Source organism: Kitasatospora sp. NBC_00240 (assembly GCF_026342405.1).
In the GTDB taxonomy this organism is placed as follows: domain Bacteria; phylum Actinomycetota; class Actinomycetes; order Streptomycetales; family Streptomycetaceae; genus Kitasatospora.
On the sequence record NZ_JAPEMU010000001.1, the window covers coordinates 7,350,775 to 7,370,912 of the forward strand.

General features: G+C 72.1%; 13 protein-coding genes and 1 tRNA gene. 7 read left to right on the forward strand and 7 right to left on the reverse strand.

Going from position 1 to position 20,138, the window contains the following annotated elements; all coding sequences use genetic code 11:
• The first annotated feature begins 429 nt into the window (after positions 1-429).
• Together OG689_RS31485 and OG689_RS31490 are read left to right on the forward strand one after the other, a co-directional pair.
• Positions 430-7,539 carry an RHS repeat-associated core domain-containing protein gene (locus tag OG689_RS31485; protein WP_266324238.1) on the forward strand — a complete coding sequence of 2,370 codons (7,110 nt, stop codon included), beginning with the start codon at positions 430-432 and terminating at the stop codon, positions 7,537-7,539.
• Positions 7,536-8,024 carry an SMI1/KNR4 family protein gene (locus tag OG689_RS31490; protein ID WP_266324239.1) on the forward strand — a complete coding sequence of 163 codons (489 nt, stop codon included), beginning with the start codon at positions 7,536-7,538 and terminating at the stop codon, positions 8,022-8,024. The genes OG689_RS31485 and OG689_RS31490 overlap by 4 nt, the downstream gene beginning before the upstream one ends.
• A 200-nt stretch (positions 8,025-8,224) precedes the next feature.
• Here OG689_RS31490 and OG689_RS31495 read toward each other — a convergent pair whose 3' ends face one another.
• Entirely contained in the window at positions 8,225-8,626 is a 402-nt protein-coding gene (locus tag OG689_RS31495) for a PPOX class F420-dependent oxidoreductase (RefSeq protein WP_266324240.1), read from the reverse strand.
• A 191-nt stretch (positions 8,627-8,817) separates the two neighbouring features.
• On the opposite strand from OG689_RS31495, the gene OG689_RS31500 reads away from it, so the two are divergent.
• The gene (locus tag OG689_RS31500; protein ID WP_266324241.1) at positions 8,818-11,283 is read left to right on the forward strand and encodes a Tex family protein; all 2,466 of its coding nucleotides are present in this window, start codon (positions 8,818-8,820) and stop codon (positions 11,281-11,283) included.
• 187 nt (positions 11,284-11,470) lie between these two features.
• Here the strand turns inward: OG689_RS31500 and OG689_RS31505 are convergent, their stop codons facing one another.
• Entirely contained in the window at positions 11,471-12,217 is a 747-nt protein-coding gene (locus OG689_RS31505) for a TetR/AcrR family transcriptional regulator (protein ID WP_266324242.1), read from the reverse strand.
• 116 nt (positions 12,218-12,333) lie between these two features.
• Here OG689_RS31505 and OG689_RS31510 point away from each other — a divergent pair, with 116 nt between their 5' ends.
• From OG689_RS31510 to OG689_RS31520, 3 genes are all read left to right on the forward strand, one after another.
• Entirely contained in the window at positions 12,334-13,026 is a 693-nt protein-coding gene (locus tag OG689_RS31510; RefSeq protein ID WP_266324243.1) for an NAD(P)H-dependent oxidoreductase, read from the forward strand.
• 40 nt (positions 13,027-13,066) lie between these two features.
• The gene (locus OG689_RS31515) at positions 13,067-14,758 is read left to right on the forward strand and encodes an MDR family MFS transporter (RefSeq protein ID WP_323189390.1); all 1,692 of its coding nucleotides are present in this window, start codon (positions 13,067-13,069) and stop codon (positions 14,756-14,758) included.
• 626 nt (positions 14,759-15,384) lie between these two features.
• Positions 15,385-15,777, forward strand: coding sequence for a transglycosylase family protein (locus OG689_RS31520; RefSeq protein ID WP_323189340.1), 393 nt, complete (start codon positions 15,385-15,387; stop codon positions 15,775-15,777).
• Positions 15,778-15,932: 155 nt separating this feature from the next.
• Here OG689_RS31520 and OG689_RS31525 read toward each other — a convergent pair whose 3' ends face one another.
• Together OG689_RS31525 and OG689_RS31530 are read right to left on the reverse strand one after the other, a co-directional pair.
• A complete protein-coding gene (locus tag OG689_RS31525; protein WP_266324244.1) occupies positions 15,933-16,499 on the reverse strand; it encodes an NUDIX hydrolase in 567 nt (188 codons plus the stop codon).
• 126 nt (positions 16,500-16,625) lie between these two features.
• Positions 16,626-17,039, reverse strand: coding sequence for a RidA family protein (locus OG689_RS31530; RefSeq protein ID WP_266324245.1), 414 nt, complete (start codon positions 17,037-17,039; stop codon positions 16,626-16,628).
• A 90-nt stretch (positions 17,040-17,129) separates the two neighbouring features.
• On the opposite strand from OG689_RS31530, the gene OG689_RS31535 reads away from it, so the two are divergent.
• On the forward strand, positions 17,130-17,315 hold the full coding sequence (locus OG689_RS31535; protein WP_266324246.1) for a hypothetical protein: 186 nt from the start codon (positions 17,130-17,132) through the stop codon (positions 17,313-17,315).
• A gap of 30 nt (positions 17,316-17,345) precedes the next feature.
• On the opposite strand, the gene OG689_RS31540 is transcribed toward OG689_RS31535, so the two are convergent.
• From OG689_RS31540 to OG689_RS31550, 3 genes are all read right to left on the reverse strand, one after another.
• Entirely contained in the window at positions 17,346-18,692 is a 1,347-nt protein-coding gene (locus OG689_RS31540) for an SDR family oxidoreductase (protein ID WP_266327568.1), read from the reverse strand.
• Positions 18,693-18,922: 230 nt separating this feature from the next.
• A tRNA-Ala gene (locus OG689_RS31545) sits at positions 18,923-18,998 on the reverse strand.
• 107 nt (positions 18,999-19,105) lie between these two features.
• Positions 19,106-20,050 (reverse strand): hypothetical protein, encoded by a 945-nt coding sequence (locus OG689_RS31550; RefSeq protein ID WP_266324247.1) that lies wholly within the window; start codon positions 20,048-20,050, stop codon positions 19,106-19,108.
• Between the last annotated feature and the right edge of the window lie 88 nt (positions 20,051-20,138).

The window sequence follows — 20,138 nt, forward strand, 5'->3', positions numbered from 1 at the left end:
TCCGGGTGAATATCGAATAGCAGGGTCACCCTACTCACTGCGTCGGAAATCTGCTGGCCAAATATGATTCGGACAATCCTCCGCAGGCGCGACAAAAGCGTGCGACGATGTCGCCATTTAGGCTGGCATGTCCGATGTGACCTGTGGTTCCCCAGTGCCTGATGGGGGATCACTTGCCCGCTAAAAAGCGGCTCATGGCGTTCGGTTTACTATGTCTGAATTGTTCCTGCGGTGCTCCGGGATGATTTGTCTTGCCTTTGGAAATGCGCTGCGGAAAAGGCTGTGCAGGGCGGTTGCCGCACTGGTACGTTCCACGGGCCGCTGATCACTGTGGGGGGTTGCGACGTGCCTGTGCCCGGCATGAGGACGTACTGGAAATCGGGGATATCAGGGATTCCCCTGCATCGTCGCCCGATCGCGGCGATCGCCGTGACGGTGGTGTCGGCGCTCGGGTTCTCCCTGTTGTCGCCGATGCCCGCGCTGGCCGCCGGGAAGAAGCCCCCGGCGGCGCGGGCCCTGCAGAAGGACGCGCCGGTCAAGGGCGGCCCGGTGGCGGCCAAGCCGTTCGACGAGGCCAAGCCGGCCGAGCACAGATGGACCGGCCCGGGGCCGGTGAGCTGGCCGGCCGCGCAGTCGGCCGAGGTCGAGCCGGCGCCCGCCGCCACCTCCGCCGAGGGCAGGTCCACCGAGGGGAAGTCCGCCGGCGCCACGTCCGGTGAGGCCGCGCCGCCGGCCGGGCGGCAGGCCGGTTCGCTGCCGGTCCGGATCTCGGCGGCCCCGACCGCGAGCGCCGCCGGCGCCCAGCCCGGTGCCGCTGCACAGCCCGCGCCCGGCGCCGAGGCCGCCGCCCCGTCGGGCACCCCCGCCAAGGCAGGCACCCCCGCCAAGGTCAGGGTGCAGACCCTCGACCGCTCGGCCACCGAACGGGCCGGCGTCCAGGGCCTGTTGCTCGGCCTGGCCCGCGCCGACGGCGCCGCCGCGCCCGGCACGGTCACGGCAGAGATCGACTACTCCTCCTTCAAGAACGCGTACGGCGGCGACTGGGCCTCCCGGCTCACCCTGGTCGAGCTGCCCGCCTGCGCGCTCAGCACGCCCGAACTGGCGGAGTGCCGCACCCGCAAGCCCGTCCCCACGGCCAACGACCTGGCCGGCGCGAAGCTCACCGCCGAGGTGGGCGTCCCCGCCGCGCCCGTGGCCGCGACCGGACCGGAGGCCCGCTCCGCGACGCCCGCGAGCTCCGGCACCACGCTGCTCGCCGCCGAGGCCGGCCCGTCCGGCTCGGGCGGCACCTACAGCGCCACCTCGCTCTCACCGTCCGGGTCCTGGCAGGTCGGCGGCTCGGCCGGGGACTTCACCTACTCCTACCCGATCGAGGTGCCGCCCTCGCTCGGCGGACCGTCCCCGCAGGTCGGCCTCACCTACTCCTCCGGCTCGGTGGACGGCCGCACCGTCGCCACCAACAGCCAGGCCTCCGCGATCGGCGACGGCTGGGAGGTGGGCGCCGGCGGCTACGTCGAGCGCCGCTACCGCCAGTGCGCCGACGACAAGGGCAAGAACCTGGCCGGCCAGTCGCCCAACAACAGCGCCGACACCGGGGACCTCTGCTACGCGGGCCCGGTCGTCGCGATGTCGCTGAACGGACGCTCCACCGAACTGATCCTGGACGACGCCACCGGGCAGTGGAAGCCCGCCAGCGACGACGGCAGCACCGTGGAGCTGAAGACCGGCGCCGCCAACGGCGCCTACGGCGGCGAGCACTGGGTGGTCACCACTCCCGAAGGCACCCGCTACACCTTCGGCAAGGGCCAACTGCCCGGCTGGTCCGCCGGGAAGACCGAGAGCAAGTCCGTCTTCACCGAGCCGGTCTACGGCAACCACCCCGGCGAGCCCTGCCACGCGGCCACCTACGCGGCCTCGCAGTGCGCCAACCTCGGCTGGCGCTGGAACCTCGACCTGGTCGAGGACGTGCACGGCAACGCGATGTCGTACTACTACGAGCCCGAGACCAACAACTACGCCCCCAACATGGGCAGCACCGCCGTGAGTTACGTCCGCGGCGGCCAGCTGAAGCGGATCGACTACGGTCTGCGGGCGGACAACCTCTACGCCACCGCGCCCGCCCAGGTGAACTTCGCCACCGACGAGCGCTGCACCGCCAACTGCGCCGCCTTCGACGCCGCGCACGCCGCCAACTGGCCCGACGTCCCGTTCGACCAGGTCTGCTCGGCCACCACCTGCACCCAGCACACCCCCTCCTTCTTCAACCGCAAGCGGCTGACCGCCATCACCACCCAGGTCTGGAACGGCACCGGCTACCAGGAGATCGACACCTGGAACCTGGACCAGGAGTTCAAGAGCGCCGAGGACGCCTTCTCGCCGGCGCTCTGGCTCAACGCCGTCACCCGGACCGGCAAGGCCGCTGGCGCCGGCATCGGAGGAGCCGCCGTCAAGCTCCCGCGCACCGTCTTCACCGGCAAGCCGATGGCCAACCGGGTCTGGGGCGGCACCGACCCGCTGCCCTACCTCGCCAGGCTGCGGATCACGGCGGTGGGACTCGACTCCGGTGGCCAGATCGACGTCACCTACTCCGAACCGGAGTGCCGCCGCGAGGCGCCGGCCGTGCTGCCGGGTGCCCTCGACCAGAACACCCTGCGCTGCTTCCCGGTGCACTGGACGCCGCCGCAGAGCCAGATCGCCCACGACGACCTCTTCCACAAGTACGTGGTCACCCGGGTCGACGAGAGCGACCGCCTGGTCAAGGCCCGCTCGAAGACCACCCGGTACGAGTACCTCGGCGGCGCCGCCTGGCACTACGACACCAGTGAGGGCACCGACGACGCCGACCGCACCTGGAGCGACTACCGCGGCTACGGACTGGTCCGCACCCTGCACGGCGACGCCGGCCAGGGGGACAAGGTCACCCGGACGGAATCCGTCTACTTCCGCGGGATGAACGGCGACAAGCTCGCCAACGGCACCCGCAGCGTCACGGTCGCCGACTCCCAGGGCACGGCCATCGCCGACGAGGACGGCCTCACCGGCACCCTGCGCGAGAGCATCACCTACTCCGGCGAGAGCGGCAGCCCCACCGGCACCGTCTCCTACGAGCCGTGGCGCTCGGACGCCACCGCGACCCGCAACCGGGCCGGCACCCCGGGCCCGCTGAAGGGCTACCGGCGGGACACCGCCAAGGTCGTCTCCCGCACCCTCGTCACCACCAGCTCGGCCGGCGCCACCGCCTGGCAGAGCACCGAGCTCGGCAAGACCTTCGACGCGCTCGGCCGGATCTCCACGGTCAACGAGGAGGGCGACCCGACCCGCGCCGACGACGACTCCTGCACCCGCTTCTGGTACACCGACAGCGGCGGCCGGATCAAGGACAAGGTCTACCGGACGGAGAAGGTCGCGGTCGACTGCGCCACCACCCCGTCCTACCCGGCCGACAGCGTCCAGGACGCCCGGATCTACTACGACGACTCCGCGAGCCTGACCGCCGCACCCACCCGCGGCCTGGTCACCAGGACGGAGGAGCTCGCCTCGTACAGCGGCCAGACCCCGCAGTACCAGACCCTCACCAGGGCCGGATTCGACGCCAACGGCCGCCCGCTGACCTCCACCGACGCCTACGGGGACACCACCCTCACCAGCTACACCGCCAACACCAACGGCCTGACCACGTCCGTCACCACCAAGGTGCCGATGGACCGCCCGGCCACCAAGTGGCTCACCAGCACCACCTACCTGGACGGCCTGCGCGGCGACCAGACCGGCTCCGAGGACGCCAACGCCAACCGGACCGACCTGGAGTACGACGCGGCCGGCCGGCTCGCCAAGGTCTGGCTGCCCGCCTGGACCAAGGCCGCCCACCCCACCCAGCCCAGCAGCAGCTTCGGCTACGCCCTGCCGGTCGACGCCGGCAACAACGTCAACGGTCCCGTCTCCTCAAGCAGTTCGACCCGGATGGAGGCCGGCGGCTACCGCACCTCCCAGCAGATCTTCGACGGCCTCGGCCGGATCCGGCAGACCCAGGAGCCCGGCGCCAAGTCCACCAGCACCACGGTGACCAACCGGATGGTGGCCGACACCTTCTACAACTCGCTCGGCGCGGTCAACCAGACCAACCCGCCGCACATGGCCGAGGGCGCCCCCGACGGCGCCGTGGCGGCGATCCCCGACAACAAGATCCCCACCCAGAACGGCTTCCTGTTCGACGGCCAGGGCCGCCCCACCGACGAGATCACCTACTCGCTCGCCGTCGAGAAGTGGCGCACCACCACCACCTACGGCGGCAACTGGGCCGCGACCGTCCCGCCGGACGGCGGCACCCGCACCCTGGTGGTCAACGACGCCACCGGCCGGCCGACCGAGATGCGGCAGTACCACTCGCAGAGCGCCGTCCCGGCCATCGACGCCACCGCCACCGCGTACGACACCACCCGATACACCTACACCAAGCGCGGCGAGCAGGCCTCCGTGGTCGACGCCACCGGCGCCAACACCTGGAGCTGGACGTACGACCTGCGCGGTCGTCCGGTCGAGATCAACGACCCCGACAAGGGCCGGTCAACCGCGACCTACGACTTCGCCGGCCGAGTGCTGACCAGCACCGACGCGCGAGGCAGGACCGTCCAGCCGCAGTACGACGTCCTCGGCCGCAAGACCGCGATCAAGGACGCCGCCACCGGGACCACCCTCGCCAACTGGACTTTCGACACCGCGACCAAGGGCCTCGGCCTGCCCGCCTCGTCCACCCGGGTGGCCGGCGGAGCGTCCTACACCACCGCCGTCACCGGCTACAACGCCGCCGGCCAGCCGCTCGGCACCAACGTCACCATCCCGTCCGTCCCGGGCGAGGAACCGCTGGCCGGCAGCTACAGCACCAGCATGTCGTACACCTCGGTCGGCGCCCTCGGCTCCACCCTGCTCCCCAAGGCCGGCGGCCTGCCGCTGGAGAACCTGGTCTTCGGCTACTCCTCGATGGGCCAGCCCACCTCGCTGAGCGGCGCCACCTCCTACGTGCGCGGCACCACCTACAGCGACAGCGGCGAGGTGCTCGCGCACGTCGTGGGCAGCGCCGCCAACCCCATCACCCAGGCCTACTACTACGAGACGGGCACCCACCGCCTCACCGACTCCGTGGTCTCCCGCACCACCGGGACGGTCTCCGAGATCTCCGCCACCACCTACAGCTACGACAAGGCCGGGAACATCACCGGCATCAAGGAGACGGCCGACACCGGAGCCGTCGACCAGCAGTGCTTCCGCTACGACTACCTGCGGCGGATGAACGCCGCCTGGACGGCGAAGACCGACTGCGCCACCACCCCGACCGCCGCCAACGCGGCCACCACCGTCGGCGGCCCGGACGCCTACTGGAACACCTACGGCTTCGACGTCACCGGCAACCGGATCGCCGAGACGGTCAACGACCCGACCGGCGACACCACCAAGAACATCAACCGCACCCTCGCCTACCCCGCGCCGGGCGCGGCCCGGCCGCACGCCTCCACCTCCACCACCTCCACCGGCCCCGGCGGAACCCGCCTCGACGAGTACGTCTACGACGCGGCCGGCAACCAGATCACCCGGCGGATCTCCGGTTCCGAGCAGAGCCTCGAATGGGACACCGAGGGCCACCTGGCGAAGGTGACCGAGGGGCCCAAGGTCACCTCCTACCTCTACAGCGCCGACGGCTCCAGGCTGATCAAGCGTGCCCCGGACGGCGTGACGCTCTACCTCGGCACCACCGAGCTGAAGCTCACCGGCGCGGGCACCCCGTCCGCCGCCGTCTGCGGCACCCGCTACTACAGCCACGGCTCCTCGCCCACCCTGGTCCGCGGCTGCGACGGCAAGATCGCCATCCAGACCGCCGACCACCAGGGCACCGCCCAGCTCTCCATCGACTCCGCCACCGGCACGGTCACCCGACGCAAGTCGATGCCCTTCGGCGGCGAGCGCGGCACCGCCCCCACCCTGTGGCCCGGCACCAAGGGCTTCGTAGGCGGCACCAAGGACGAGTCCACCGGCCTGGTCCACCTCGGCGCCCGCGAGTACGACCCCGCCACCGGCCGCTTCGTCTCGGTGGACCCGGTGCTCGACACCGGCAACTCCCAGTTGATGAACGCCTACGCGTACTCCAACAACTCGCCGGTCACCAGCAGCGACCCCAGCGGCCTCTACTGCGACAGCTGCAACGACGGCAAGGGCTGGCCGACTCCCAACGGCTACGAGGACGACGGGGGCGGCGGCAGCGACGACGCCGACCCGCCGATCCCGGCGCCGCCGGCCGACAAGGTCGAGGAGGCCAAGAAGACCAAGAAGAAGACCCTGGTCGACGTCGTGGTCGAGGCCGGCGGCGAGATCCTGATGGAGGTCCTCGGGATCAACGACATCAGGGACTGCTTCACCAAGGGCTCGATCGGCGCCTGCGCCTCGATGATCATCGGTGTCATCCCCTGGGGCAAGATCTTCAAGGCCAAGAAGATCGTCAAAGCCCTCGACAAGGCCTACGACGCCTACCGCTCCTTCGAGAAGCGCCTCACCGAGGCCAACGCCATCCTCAAGTGGGCCGACGACGCGGCGGCGTACGCGTCCAGGAAGGCGGACGACCTCAAGGCGGCACTGGCGAAGAAGGGGACACCTGAACCGCCGGGGGCGGGGAAGGTGGACGATGCGCCGGGCGGCGCGGGTCCGTCTTGCGAGGTCAACAGCTTCACACCAGACACCCCGGTCCTGATGGCCGACGGCAGCACCAGGCCCATCGACCAGGTCCAGGTCGGCGACCAGGTCGCCACCACCGAGCCCGAGCAGGAGGTCGACGGGGGCCACACCGTCCTCGCCACCATCATCGGCACCGGCAGCAAGAACCTGGTCGAGATCACCGTCGACACCGACGGTCTCGCTGGAGCCAAGGCCGACACCATCACGGCCACCGACCACCACCCGTTCTGGATCGCCGAGACGCAGACCTGGACCGACGCCACCGACCTCAAGGCCGGCCAGTGGCTCCGGACCAGCGCCGGAACGTACGTCCAGATCGACTCTGTCCGGCGCTGGACCGAACAGACGACGGTACGGAATCTCACCGTCGCAAACGTGCACACGTACTATGTGCTGGCGGGTGCCGCTCCGGTCCTGGTCCACAACTGCAACAAGAACATCCTCTCCAACGCGGAGGATTTCGATAACTCGGCAGAGCTCTCCCAGGCCGCTGCCGGAGATGTCTACAGTGGAGTCTACGATCCGAATGGCGGGACCTTTTACGCCCGCTTGAGCGTCGAGGAGAAGAACCCTGCGAAATTCCCGAACGCCGTCTTGTCGTCCGGGGGGCACGGAGAGGTCAATTTCTGGCACTTCCAGGGGTCTCGGGACACCGTTGCATTCAATATGTTCTTCGAAGAAGACGGCATATCTGTAGCCTGGTTCTCTCGGAGTGTCAATAGGAGGAATCATGGGGATCCCATGGCGCCTCTCGGTGGAAGGCAGGGAATCATGGACGCGATAGCATCAGCCACGGGTATGGCGGTGAGGTCGCGATGAAGGCCGAGGCAGAGTTCTGTGACTCGATTTTCGGCATGCCTCTCCCTCGCGGTCTGATTGAATCCATCCAAGATCTCAGCTGGATGGCCCTCGCCGGCTCTCCCAGGCTGAGGGAGACGTTCGGGCAGGCCCCCGTGCAGCCCCGCTTCTACTCGACTGCGGGGATCGTTGCAACCACCAAGTGGTGGCGCGAAGACCTCGATGACGAGACGATGGAATGTTATTTCGGCACATCCGAAGAGTTCTCTGCGCCTGAGTACATGTCGCGGATGAAGACCGTGATCATCGGGAGTATCGGGCCGGATCTGCTCTTTGCCCTGGACTACCGCGATTCCTTTGCTGATCCGAGAGTCGTCTTTCTCGGGGAGGAGGGGGCCTGGCGAACGGTTTCCAACAGCTTCAGCGACCTGCTTCTCATGCTGGGTCCGGAGCGCCCCGATGGTGGTGAGCGTCTCGAAGCAAGGCCGCCGTCTGGCGGATCGTAGGTAGGACACCGTTGCCGAACGGCCATCGGTGGGCGCGGATTCGGTTGCCCCGCGGGACGGCTGGACCCGTACGGGTGCGGAGGTCAGGGCCCGCTGTCGTGAGACATCGGGCCCGGCGGTGCTCGGCACCGCAGTCGGTCCGACGGGCTCTGGCGACAGATGCTGCCGGTGTCGGACCGCGACGGGTTGTCGGAACGGCCTCAGTCCGTCGGCGTGATCCGGATCCCCACGGTGCCCTTGTCGCCGCGCCGCAGCTTGCTGCCGGCCAGGGTCAGCACGCCGAGCAGGCCGTACTTGCGGCGCAGCAGGGTGCGGTAGGCGGCGGTCTCGGCGGGGGAGAGGATCTCGGCGGTGGCGGGGACGGACTCGCCGGTGGGGTTGCCGCGGACGTCGCAGGGGCCGACCAGGACGTCGGCGCGGTTGCGGATCCGCTTGACCTTCCAGGAGTCGGCGACCGTCCAGATGCCGAGGGCGTTGCCGTCGCGGACGACCCAGACGGGGGTGGCGACGGTGCTGCCGTCCTTCTTGTACGTGGTCACCAGCAGGTAGCTCCCGGCGGCGAGGCGGATGATGCGTTCGAGCTGCTCGGGCGTGGCGTCCATGGGCGGAAGTGTACGGGGGCGGCGGCGCGGCACCGGGACGGACATGGGTGCCGGGAAGGCCGGGGAAGGTTCAGCGGGGGAGAGACGGATGTCGGGGGCCGCGCACGCGCCCGGGGCTGCCAGAATGCTGGGCGTACATGCTGGGCGTACGGCGCCGGCAACGCGGCGACACTGGAGAAGGTGACCGGCTAGTGAGCACGGCAGTCGAACAGGCGGCCCAGCGGGCGGTGGAGCGCAAGATCGCCGAGGAACTCGGCGTCCGCGAGGGGCAGGTGAAGGCGGCGGTCGACCTGCTCGACGGCGGCTCGACCGTCCCCTTCATCGCGCGCTACCGCAAGGAGGCGACGGGCGAGCTCGACGACGCCCAGCTGCGCGCGCTGGAGGAGCGGCTGCGCTACCTGCGCGAGTTGGAGGAGCGGCGGAGCGCGATCCTGGAGTCCGTCGAGGCGCAGGGCAAGCTGGACGACACCCTGCGCGGGCAGATCCTGGCCGCCGATTCCAAGGCCCGGCTGGAGGACATCTACCTCCCGTTCAAGCCCAAGCGCCGCACCAAGGCGCAGATCGCCCGCGAGGCCGGCCTGGAGCCGCTCGCCGACGCGCTGCTCGCCGATCCGGGCCTGGACCCGCAGGCGACCGCCGACGGCTACCTCAACGAGTCGGTCGCGGACCGGGCCGCCGCGCTGGAGGGCGCCCGGTCGATCCTGGTCGAGCGCTTCGCCGAGGACGCGGACCTGATCGGCACCCTGCGCGAGCGGATGTGGACCCGCGGCCGGCTGGTCGCCACCGTCCGGGACGGCAAGGAGCAGGACGGGGCCAAGTTCTCCGACTACTTCGACTTCGCGGAGCCCTACACCAAGCTCCCCTCGCACCGCATCCTGGCGATGCTGCGCGGGGAGAAGGAGGAGGTCCTCGACCTCGAACTCTCGCCCGAGGACGGCCAGGACTCCGGGGACCTGCCCGGCCAGAGCGCGTACGAGCAGCGGATCGCGGCCCGCTTCGGCGTTGCCGACCACGGCCGTCCGGGCGACAAGTGGCTGGGCGACACCGTCCGCTGGGCCTGGCGCACCCGCATCCTGGTCCGGCTCGGCATCGACCTGCGGACCCGGCTCCGACAGGAGGCCGAGGACGAGGCCGTCCGGGTCTTCGCCGCCAACCTGCGCGACCTGCTGCTCGCCGCGCCCGCCGGCACCCGCGCCACGATGGGCCTGGACCCGGGCTTCCGTACCGGTGTGAAGGTCGCGGTGGTCGACGCCACCGGCAAGGTGGTCGCGTTCGACACCATCTACCCGCACCAGCCGGCCAACAAGTGGGACGCCTCGATCGCGACCCTCGCGGCGCTGGCGAAGAAGCACGACGTCGACCTGGTCGCGATCGGCAACGGCACCGCCTCCCGCGAGACCGACAAGCTCGCCGAGGACCTGATCAAGCGGCACCCGGAGCTGAAGCTCACCAAGGCGATGGTCTCCGAGGCCGGTGCCTCGGTGTACTCCGCCTCCGCGTACGCCTCGCAGGAGCTGCCCGACCTCAACGTCTCGATCCGCGGCGCGGTCTCCATCGCCCGGCGCCTGCAGGACCCGCTGGCGGAGCTGGTCAAGATCGACCCCAAGTCGATCGGCGTCGGCCAGTACCAGCACGACCTCAGCGAGTTGAAGCTCTCCCGCTCGCTGGACGCCGTGGTCGAGGACTGCGTCAACGCCGTCGGCGTGGACGTCAACACCGCCTCGTCCCCGCTGCTCACCCGGGTCTCCGGCATCACCGGCACGCTCGCCGACAACATCGTCGCCCACCGCGACGCCAACGGCCCGTTCAGGACCCGGCGGGCGCTCAAGGACGTCGCCCGGCTCGGCCCGAAGGCCTTCGAGCAGTGCGCCGGCTTCCTGCGCATCCCCGGCGGCGAGGACCCGCTGGACGCCTCCAGCGTGCACCCCGAGGCCTACCCGGTGGTACGCCGGATCCTCGCCGCGACCGGCGGCGACCTGCCCGCGCTGATCGGCAACAGCACCGCTCTGCGGGCCCTGCGCCCCGGTGACTTCGCGGACGACACCTTCGGAGTCCCGACCGTCACCGACATCCTGGGCGAGCTGGACAAGCCCGGCCGCGACCCGCGCCCCGCCTTCAAGACCGCCACCTTCAAGGAGGGCGTCGACAAGATCGGCGACCTGGAGGTCGGCATGGTGCTGGAGGGCGTGGTCACCAACGTCGCCGCCTTCGGCGCCTTCGTGGACGTGGGCGTGCACCAGGACGGCCTGGTGCACGTGTCCGCCCTGTCGAAGAACTTCGTCAAGGACCCGCGCGAGGTGGTCAAGCCCGGCGACATCGTCAAGGTCCGGGTGACCGCGGTGGACGTGCCGCGTAAGCGGATCGGGCTGACGCTGCGCCTGGACGACGAGGTCGGCCGGTCGCAGGGCGGCGGTTCCGGCGGTGGCCGCGAGCGTGGTGAGCGCGGCGCGGACCGGGGCGGTGAGCGCGGACCGCGCCCGCCGCGGCAGGACCGGCGCGGCTCCGGCGGCGGTGGCTCCGGCAGTGGCGGCGGTGCCCCGGCCCCGGCCGGCAACAGCGCCATGGCGGACGCGCTGCGCCGGGCCGGTCTGGCCGGCGGCTCGGGACCGGGCCAGGGGTCGGGCTCCGGCTCCGGCGGCAGGTCCGGACGCCGCTGAGCGCGCGACACCTGAGGACGGGACGGGCCGGCGGACATCGCGTCCGCCGGCCCGTCCCTGTTCCCGTCCCTGTTCCCGTCCCTTTTCCTGCGGCCGTTACGGTCCGGGTTCGTGGGCCCGGGCGCGGCCCGGCCGTTCGCCGCGGCCCGAGCCGTCGCCGGCGCGGGCGGTCACCGGCCCGGCCCGGTCAGATGCCCATCCGGGCCGCGATGCCGTCGAGGACGCAGTCCAGCCCGGTCTCGAACTGCCACTGCGGGTCGTCCTTGCGGGTGGCGGTCAGCGCGTACCGGCGGAAGGCCGGGTAGCGGCCGGTGTTCATCAGCCAGGTCATCTGCGGGGCCAGCCCCGTCCTGGTGTCGTGCCCGCTGGTCCAGCCCCGCTTCCGCATCTCGCGGAGGAGGTTGACCTCGACCTCGGCCGCGCCCTTGGCGTAGGCCGTCACGGTGCGGAAGACGGCCATCATCCGGTCGGCGTCCAGGCCGAGGTCGTCGAGCGCCTTGAGCACCCGCTCCGGTACGGCCAGCTGGTTCGGGGTCAGGGCGAGGACCGAGGCCTGGGTCATCCAGGGGTGGTCCAGCAGTAGGGTCCTGGTGCGGAGGGCCAGCCCGCGCATGACCTCCCGCCAGTCGGCGCCGGTCCCGGCGGGGGCCAGCTCGCCGTAGACGAAGTCGACCATCAGCTCCAGGAGTTCGTCCTTGCCGGAGACGTACCGGTAGGCGGCCATCGGGGCGACGCCCAGTTCGGTGGCGAGGCGGCGCATGGTGACGGCGTCGAGCCCCTCGGCGTCGGCGACACCGACCGCGACGGCGGCGATCCGCTCCGGGGTGAGTGTGGAGCGCGGGGCCGGCGCCGGTCGTTCGAGCCGCTCCCAGAGGGAGGTCCGGGGCTTCTCCGCGCCCTTCGCCCGGCTGTCCTGCTGCTGGTCGGCGGGCATGGGCTGGCTCCTCGGTCCGGGGGTGATGTGTACACCGTATCAGCAGTGGACAACGTATACGCTTCTGTGTACGTTGTATCTCAATCGATACGGCGTACACATCGAGGGGGATTCCCATGACCACGACGAACGGAACCGCGCAGGCCACCGGCCAGGCGATCGAGGGGGCGGACGAGGAGACGACCGGGCCGAAGGCCAGGCAGCCGGACCCTGCGGACCCGACCGGCCACCGACTGCGGATCGCCGTCATCCTCGGCAGCACCAGGGCGGGGCGGTTCGGACCCGTCGTCGCGGACTGGCTGCTCGGCCGGGCCGCCGAACACGGGGAACTGGAGACCGACCTCGTCGACCTGGTCGCCACCCCGCTGCCCAGCGCCTTCCCCGCCTTCGGCGCACCGCTGCCCGAGGACGTCCAGGCGCAGTTCGCCGCCGTGTCACCACGGCTGGAGGCCGCCGACGGCTTCGTGATCGTCACGCCGGAGTACAACCACAGCTTTCCGGCACCGCTGAAGAACGCCATCGACTTCCACACCCACCAGTGGCACGCCAAGCCGGTCGGCTTCGTCTCGTACGGTGGGCGCTCCGGCGGCCTGCGCGCGGTCGAGCAGCTGCGCCCGGTGCTGGCCGAACTGCACGCCGTCACCCTCCGCGAGACCGTCAGCTTCCACGACTACGGCGACAAGTTCGACGCCGACGGCAACGTGCTCGACCCGGCCGCCGAGGGCGCCGCCAAGACCATGCTCGACCAGCTGGCCTGGTGGGCCCACGCTCTGCGCGACGCCAAGCGCCTGCGTCCCTACACCGCCTGACGGCGACGGCGGGCGGACCGGAAGGAGGGGCGTGAACAGCATGAAGAGCGTGAACCACATGAATGACATGAGCGGCGGGAACGGCGGGAAGGACACGAACGGCGGGAGGGGAGGGGACGACGTGACCGACCCGGGCGCCGCCACCAGCACGACCACCGGGCCGCCGGACGCGGGCCGCCCGCCGCTGCCCTACCCGGGCGTCCTCGGACTGATGCTCGGCATCTTCCTGGCCACCCTGGACGGGCAGATCGTCAGCACCGCGCTCCCCACCGTGGTGGGTGACCTCGGCGGCCTCGACCGGCTCTCCTGGGTGGTGACGGCCTACCTGCTCACCGCCGCCGCGGCCACCCCGATCTGGGGGAAGCTCGGCGACCTGTACGGGCGCAAGGGCGCCTTCCTGTCCTCGGTGGTGGTCTTCCTGGCCGGCTCCGTGCTCTCCGGCCTGGCCCAGGACATGAACCAGCTCATCGCCTTCCGCGCCCTCCAGGGGCTGGGGGCGGGCGGGCTGATGGTCGGCGCGCTGTCGATCATCGGTGTGCTGGTGGCCGCCGAGGACCGCGGCCGGATCCAGTCCATGATCGGCGTACTGATGCCGGTCGCCTTCGTCGGCGGCCCCCTGCTCGGCGGGTTCCTCACCGACCACCTGAGCTGGCGCTGGGCCTTCTACGTCAACCTGCCGGTCGGCGCACTGGCCCTGCTGGCCGTCGGTGTCGGGGTCCGGCTGCGGACCGCCCGCACCCGGGTCCGGATCGACTTCGCCGGCGCCGCTCTGCTCACGGTCGCCATTCTCGGGCTCACCCTGCTCAGCAGCTTGGGCGGCACCTCCTACCCCTGGTCCTCGCCGCGGATCCTCGCCCTGGGCGCGGTGAGCGCCGGGGCCCTCGCCTGGTTCGTCCGGGTGGAGCGGCGGGCCCCGGAGCCGGTGATCCCGCCCCGGCTCTTCCGCAGCCGCACCTTCACCGTGGCCCAGCTGCTCAGCTTCCTGGTCGGCGCGCTGATGCTGGCGGTGATGATCCACCTGCCGCTCTACCTGCAGCTCGTCCGGGGCACCTCCTCGACCGGCGGCGGCCTGCTGCTGCTCCCGCTGATGCTCGGCATGCTCGGCGCACAGCTCGCCACCGGCCGGTACCTGGGCCGGACCGGCGCCCGGCAGCGCGGCCCGGCCGTCCTCGGCGGCGCCCTGGCCGTGGCCGGCACCCTGCTGCTGCTCCTGCTCGGCCGGGACACCCCGACGGCGTCGGCCTCGGCGCTCACGCTGGTCAGCGGTCTCGGCATCGGCCTGGTCATGCAGAGCACCTTGCTCACCACGATGAGCAGCGCCGCACCCCGCGACATGGGCGCGGCCACCGGTACGGTCACGCTGGCCCGCACCATCGGCGGCTCGCTGGGGGTCGCCGCGCTGGGCGCCGTCTACACCGGACGGACCGACGCCGTCCTGGCCGGCCGGCTCGGGCGGGAGACCGCGGACCGGCTGGTCACCGGCGGACAGCTGACCCCGGCCCTGCTGCGGGACGTACCCGCTGTCGTCCGCGAGGCGGTGCAGGACGCCGTGGTCAGCGGTCTGCACGGTGTGCTGGTCGGGGCTGCGGTGCTGTCCGCCGTCGCCTTCGGTGCCGCCTGGCTGCTCGGGGGGCCGCTCCCCGGGGACACCCGGCCGGAGCCGACGGGGGAGCAGGGCGAGCGACAGGAGGGGGTACCGGCGGGCCGGAACCTTCCCGGGGCCGCCGGGTGAGGGCCGCCGCCGGGTAAGGGTCGCCGCGACCGAGGGCCGCCGTACGGACTGCGCCGCTGCGGCGGGTGCGGCCTACGGCGGCCTATCGCCGTGGGCGGCCGCTGTGCGGGACTTGGTCGGTCGGGGGTGGGGTTTTGGTGGCTGGGGGTGGTGGTGTGGTGGCTGGGGGTGGTGGTTGTGGTGGGGGTCACTGTGGTGGGTGGGTGTGGGGGTGGGTTGTTGGGCGGTGGGTGGGGTGGTGGTGACGGTGGGTGGATGGTGTGGGTGGGGTCACAGGGGGTGTGGTGTGAGCGGGGGCACTCGGGGGCTTGTTGGATCATGGATTTGGGGTGGTTTCGGGTGGTTCCGGGCGTTTTTTCTTGATCGGTACGGCCGGTAACGGGCCTGTGGCCTGGGGGAACGTGGAATTGCTTGATGTAAACCTGGTGGGTCCGTAGCTTCGTTGTTGTCGGTGCAACGAGCACCGCCCGGGTTCATCCCGCAGCACGGCCCCGCCGGGTTCTTCCGGCACGGTGCGTCCCTGACGTCCGGTGGTCGTCGCTCGTCCAGTCGAGGCGTTGGAAGTCGTAGGCCCTTCACGGGGTCCGGTTCCGCATGCCTGCCCGGGGTTCTGGAGAGGACTGTGCATGATCTTCCGTAACGAGACCGCCGCTGCCACCGCCAAGACCGCCGTCAAGCGCAACCGGGTGCGGACGGCTCTGATGGCGGGCGCCGTGCTGGCCCTGCCGGTGGCAGGCCTCGTCACGGCCACCTCCGCCTCCGCCGCGCCGGCGTCGACCTGGGACAAGGTCGCGCAGTGCGAGGCGACCGGCAACTGGGCGATCAACACCGGCAACGGCTTCTACGGCGGCCTGCAGTTCACCTCCTCCACCTGGGCGGCGTTCGGCGGCACCGCCTACGCCCCGCAGGCCCACCAGGCCACCAAGGCCCAGCAGATCGCCGTCGGCGAGAAGGTCCTCGCCGCCCAGGGCCCCGGCGCCTGGCCCGTCTGCTCCGTCAAGGCCGGCCTCACCAAGTAAGCAACACCCCCGGGCCGTTCCGCCCGCCGCTCACCGCGATGCGCCTTTGACCCCACCACAGGGGCCAGGGGCGCATCGCGCGTTGCACCACCGGCGCGGCGGCTCCCGGCCGCCGCGCCGGTCGAGTGCCCGGTCAGGGCAGTTCCACGGCCGGTTCAGGGCCGGGAGTGCGACTCCACCGCGAGCTGGACGAGCTCCCGCCACCAGCCCTCGCGAGCCCGTACCAGCAGGCGCCCGGCCTCCTCCGGGTCGACCGCCCGCACCTCGACGACCTCCTCGCCGTCGGCCGGGTTGGTCGGCGCGGAGTCGACGTCGACCTCGGCCCAGCCCCAGAGCCAGGCCTTCTCCGGGTGCGGCTGCCAGGGCCGGTACGGGACGGGGTCGTCCGTCACGCATCTGTGCGCGCCGATCCAGACCGGCGAGCCGGTCAGCCGGGCGCCGGCCTCCTCGCGCAACTCGCGCGCCAGGCAGGACTCGACGCTCTCGCCCGCCTCCCGGGTGCCGCCCGGGAGGAACCAGTGGCCGCGGGCGTCGCGGCAGAGCACCACCTGGTCGTCGGAGAACCCGACCACGTGAATGTTGGTGATCAACTCGTCGGGCGGGAGTGCCGACGAGAACTGGGCGTCGTAGCCACCCCAGGTCCAGCGCTGCGGGGCATGCAGCAGCGGGAACCGGGAGGCCAGGTCGGTGAGTTCCGTCGCGGTTTCCGTGGTATCCGTCATTGCCTGATCGTAGTGCTCAGGGGCTGGTGGAGTGAGTGCCTGTCAGATCATTGGCACCTCGCGCGCGTCGCGGCCCATTCCGGCCCCGGGTCGGGTACCGGCCGCCGGCCCCAGGTCGGGCGCCCGTCAGCCGGCCTTCTCCGGGACCACGGCGAACGCCTCCACCTCCAGCAGCAGTTCGGGACGGAACAGGGCGGCGACCTGGACGGCCGAGCTGGCGGGCGGCCGCCGGACGTCGACGAACTCGTCCCGGACGGGCCGGATCGCCGGCAGGTGGCCGATGTCGGTGACGAAGTAGGTGAGCTTGACGACGTCGTCGAAGGTCGCGCCGGCGGCGGCCAGACACCGGCGGAGGTTCTCGAAGACCTGCCGGGTCTGCGCGGCCGGATCGCCCGCGCCCACCAACTGCCCCCGCTCGTCGAGCGCGACCTGCCCGGAGACGGCGACCAGGCGGCCCGTGCCGGTGACGACCTGGGTGTAACCCGTTCCCGGGGCGACGCCCTCGGGGGCGGCGATGTACGTGAGCTGCGATTCGGTCATGGGTGACATCCTCGCCCGCCGGGTCGCGCCGCTCCAGCGAATTGCGGCGCCCGTCACGGCGCCGGATCCACAGTCGGGCACCCGTCATGCATGTCGCCCGCCCCCGTCGCCCGCGACCTCGCGGCCTGGACCCTGGACACCTCGGTGCACGGCCTCGGCGGGGCGTACAACCTGGTCAGCCCGCCGGGGGAGACCTCGGGCGCCCCGATCCGCGAGGACCTCAGCCGCTGCGGCCTGGACCCGGACACCGAGGCCCGGTTCCTGAGCGGGGAGTAGCCGCCGGGCGCTCGCCGCGCCCCGGGCCGGTCACCACTGCGCCTCCTGGTAGTCCTTGAGGAACACACCGGAGACGGGCGAACCGGCCTCGCCGCGGACGATCGGGTCGTAGACGCGGGCCGCGCCGTCGACGATGTCCAGCGGGGTCCGGAACCCCCGGTCGGCGATCCTGGACTTCTTCGGCGCCGGGTTCTCGTCGGTGATCCAGCCGGTGTCCACCGCGCACATGTGGACGTCCTGGGCGGCGAGTTCGGCCGCGCTGGTGCGGGTGAGCATGTTCAGGGCGGCCTTGGCCATGTTGGTGTGCGGGTGGCCGGCCGTCTTGTTGCGGACGGCGAACCGCCCCTCCACGGCCGTGACGTTGACGATGTAGCGGCGGGGGTGCGGGGAAGCGAGCAGCAGCGGGAGCAGCCGGTCGCAGAGCAGGGCCGGGGCGAGCGCGTTGACCAGCTGGGTCTCCAGCAGCTCGGACGGGTCGAGGTCGCCGAGCCGGACGGACCAGGAGTTGGCGGGCGCCGGGTCGGGCAGCAGCCCGGCCTCGTCCGCCGCCGGTGCCGGCGGGTGCGCCGCGAACTCACCGGTGCGGGGGAGCGGGACGACCGCGCCGGCGTCTAGTTCGGCGGCGGGCCAGGCGGGCGCCAGCGCGGGCATCGGGCGGAACCCGGGGGCGTGGGTGACGGCGCGGGCGGCGTCGGACGGCAGCGCGCGGTGCTCGCCGGCGGCCAGCAGGGCGTACGACTCGGGCGGGCGGCGCAGGGTCTGGGCGGCGTTGTTGACCAGGATGTCGAGCGGGCGGCCGTCGGCGCGCAGGCCTTCGCAGAGGCCGAGCACCTGGCGGGGGTCGCGCAGGTCGATGCCGACGACGGATAGCCGGTCGAGCCACCCGGCGCTGCCCGGGGCGGCCCGGAACCGGCGCAGGGTGTCGTGCGGGAAGCGGCTGGTGACGATGAGGTCGGCGCCGTCCCGGAGCATCATCAGGGCCAGCTGGAACCCGATCTTGACCCGGCCGCCGGTGAGCAGGACCCGCCGTCCGCGCAGGTCGGTGCTCAGGCCGCGCCGGCGGGCGTTGTCGCCGGCGCAGGGCGGGCAGAGCGAGTGGTAGAAGCTGTCGGCCTGACGGTATGTCGACTTGCAGACGTAGCAACGCCGGCGCTGGAGGTACTCGCCCACCGGGGCGGTCTCGGACGGCAGGGTGAGCGGCGCGTCCTCGCGCCGGTCGCGCCCGCCGGTCGCGGTGGCCGCGACCAGCTCGGCGTCCGCCCGGCGCTCCCGCTCGCGGCTCTCCTGCCGCCGCCGCTTGCGGCCCTCCCGGACGAAGGACCCGGCCTCCTGCTCGGCGCGCCACCTCGCCGGGTGGGTGAGGGGCAGCGCCCGCAGTCGTCCGACGGTGCGGGAGAACGCGGCGAGTTCGTCCGCCGTCGGGACCTCGTCGGCCGTACGGCCGCCCGGAACGGCCGGGCCGTCCTGCCCGTCCCCGGTCCCGCCCGCACTGTCCCGCACTGCCGCTCCCCGTGTCGTTCGCGTCGGTGGACCCGACCGGACGCGGGGCGGCGGGCCCGGAGTGGTGCTCCGGGGCGCCGGCCGCCGCGCCGCGGAGTCCGTGGTGCTGCCCGGGTGGCCGGATTCGAACCGGCGTGTCCGCCCTGCGCAAGCGGTGCGCCTGCCTCTGCGCCACGCCTGGGCAGTGCCGGTGAGGCTACTACGGCCCACATGACTTGCACGATGGGATTATTGAGCTATTAACGGGCCCGGTGCCGTCAGGGCCTTCGGCGTCCAGGACCAGAACCCGGCTACCTGGGGCCGGGGGCCCCGTCGGTGATCCGCCGCAGCTGCTCCATGGTCGGGAGCGGACGGGCCTTCGGGCGGCCGGCGTTGATCCGGAGCGCCGCCCGGTCGAGCGCCCGGCGCAGCCCCTGCGGGTGGAGCGGCACACCCTCGGGGCGCAGGGGAGTGCCGCCCTCCACGGCGGGGCGCCCGCCGGTGTGGTTGGGCCGCAGCGAGACGAACAGGAAGTCGTGGTTCGGGTCGACGTCCTGGTCGGGGTGCAGCGCGTACCAGGCCCGCATGGCGGCCACCAGACCCTCGCGGACGGGCAGGTAGCGGACCAGGGCGGCCCGGGTGGGCGCGTACAGCCCGATCGGCTCGCCCGGCCCGGGGCCGCGACCGGCGAGGCGCTGGGGGTTCGGGCGCAGCCGTACCGTGCGCAGGCCGGGCCCGAGGTCGGCCAGCCGGATCGCGGCGAGTTCGCCCGAACGGCCGCCGGTGTCCAGGCAGATGCCGATCGCGGCGAGGATGCGGGCGTGGCCGTCGTCCAGCAGCGAGCGCCGGTTCTGCGAGCGCAGGTACTCGCGCAGGTCGGCGGCCTCGCGGGCGGTCGTCCCCGGCTTCAGGGGCGGCGCCGGGGTGCGGTGCTCAAGGTCGTACGGGTGGCCGGCCTGCTCGGACAAGCCGTTGAGGCAGCCGATCCGGACCCGGTTGGTGGACGGGGAGGTCGGGCCCGTGGCGGCGGTCGAGGCGCGGTACCGGCCGGCCTCGGCGTGCTCGAGGAACGCGGTGACCAGGTCCGCGGTGAGGGGCGCGCGCGGGTCCGCGGGGAGGTCGCCGGCGGCCGCCGCGCGCTCGAGTTCGCCCAGCACCGCGGCATACTGCCGCAGGCGCTCCGGGGAGAGGCCGTCGCCGGCCCGCGCGGCGAGGGAGGCGTGGGCCCGGTGCAGGTCGCGGCGGCCGAGGTGCATGTGCGCACTCTACGGAGACGGGTGCGGGGCCGCCGTCCGACCGGGCCGGTGAGCGGTCCGGGTACGGCCGTTCGTCTAGGATCGGCAC

What these genes read in the sequence shown, in the direction of transcription:
- OG689_RS31530 (WP_266324245.1), bottom strand. Translation starts at nt 17,039, where the DNA reads ATGACCGAATCGCAGCTCACGTACATCGCCGCCCCCGAGGGCGTCGCC.
- OG689_RS31535 (WP_266324246.1), top strand. Translation starts at nt 17,130, where the DNA reads ATGTCGCCCGCCCCCGTCGCCCGCGACCTCGCGGCCTGGACCCTGGAC.
- OG689_RS31550 (WP_266324247.1), bottom strand. Translation starts at nt 20,050, where the DNA reads ATGCACCTCGGCCGCCGCGACCTGCACCGGGCCCACGCCTCCCTCGCC.
- OG689_RS31510 (WP_266324243.1), top strand. Translation starts at nt 12,334, where the DNA reads ATGACCACGACGAACGGAACCGCGCAGGCCACCGGCCAGGCGATCGAG.
- OG689_RS31520 (WP_323189340.1), top strand. Translation starts at nt 15,385, where the DNA reads ATGATCTTCCGTAACGAGACCGCCGCTGCCACCGCCAAGACCGCCGTC.
- OG689_RS31515 (WP_323189390.1), top strand. Translation starts at nt 13,067, where the DNA reads ATGAAGAGCGTGAACCACATGAATGACATGAGCGGCGGGAACGGCGGG.
- OG689_RS31525 (WP_266324244.1), bottom strand. Translation starts at nt 16,499, where the DNA reads ATGACGGATACCACGGAAACCGCGACGGAACTCACCGACCTGGCCTCC.
- OG689_RS31505 (WP_266324242.1), bottom strand. Translation starts at nt 12,217, where the DNA reads ATGCCCGCCGACCAGCAGCAGGACAGCCGGGCGAAGGGCGCGGAGAAG.
- OG689_RS31490 (WP_266324239.1), top strand. Translation starts at nt 7,536, where the DNA reads ATGAAGGCCGAGGCAGAGTTCTGTGACTCGATTTTCGGCATGCCTCTC.
- OG689_RS31495 (WP_266324240.1), bottom strand. Translation starts at nt 8,626, where the DNA reads ATGGACGCCACGCCCGAGCAGCTCGAACGCATCATCCGCCTCGCCGCC.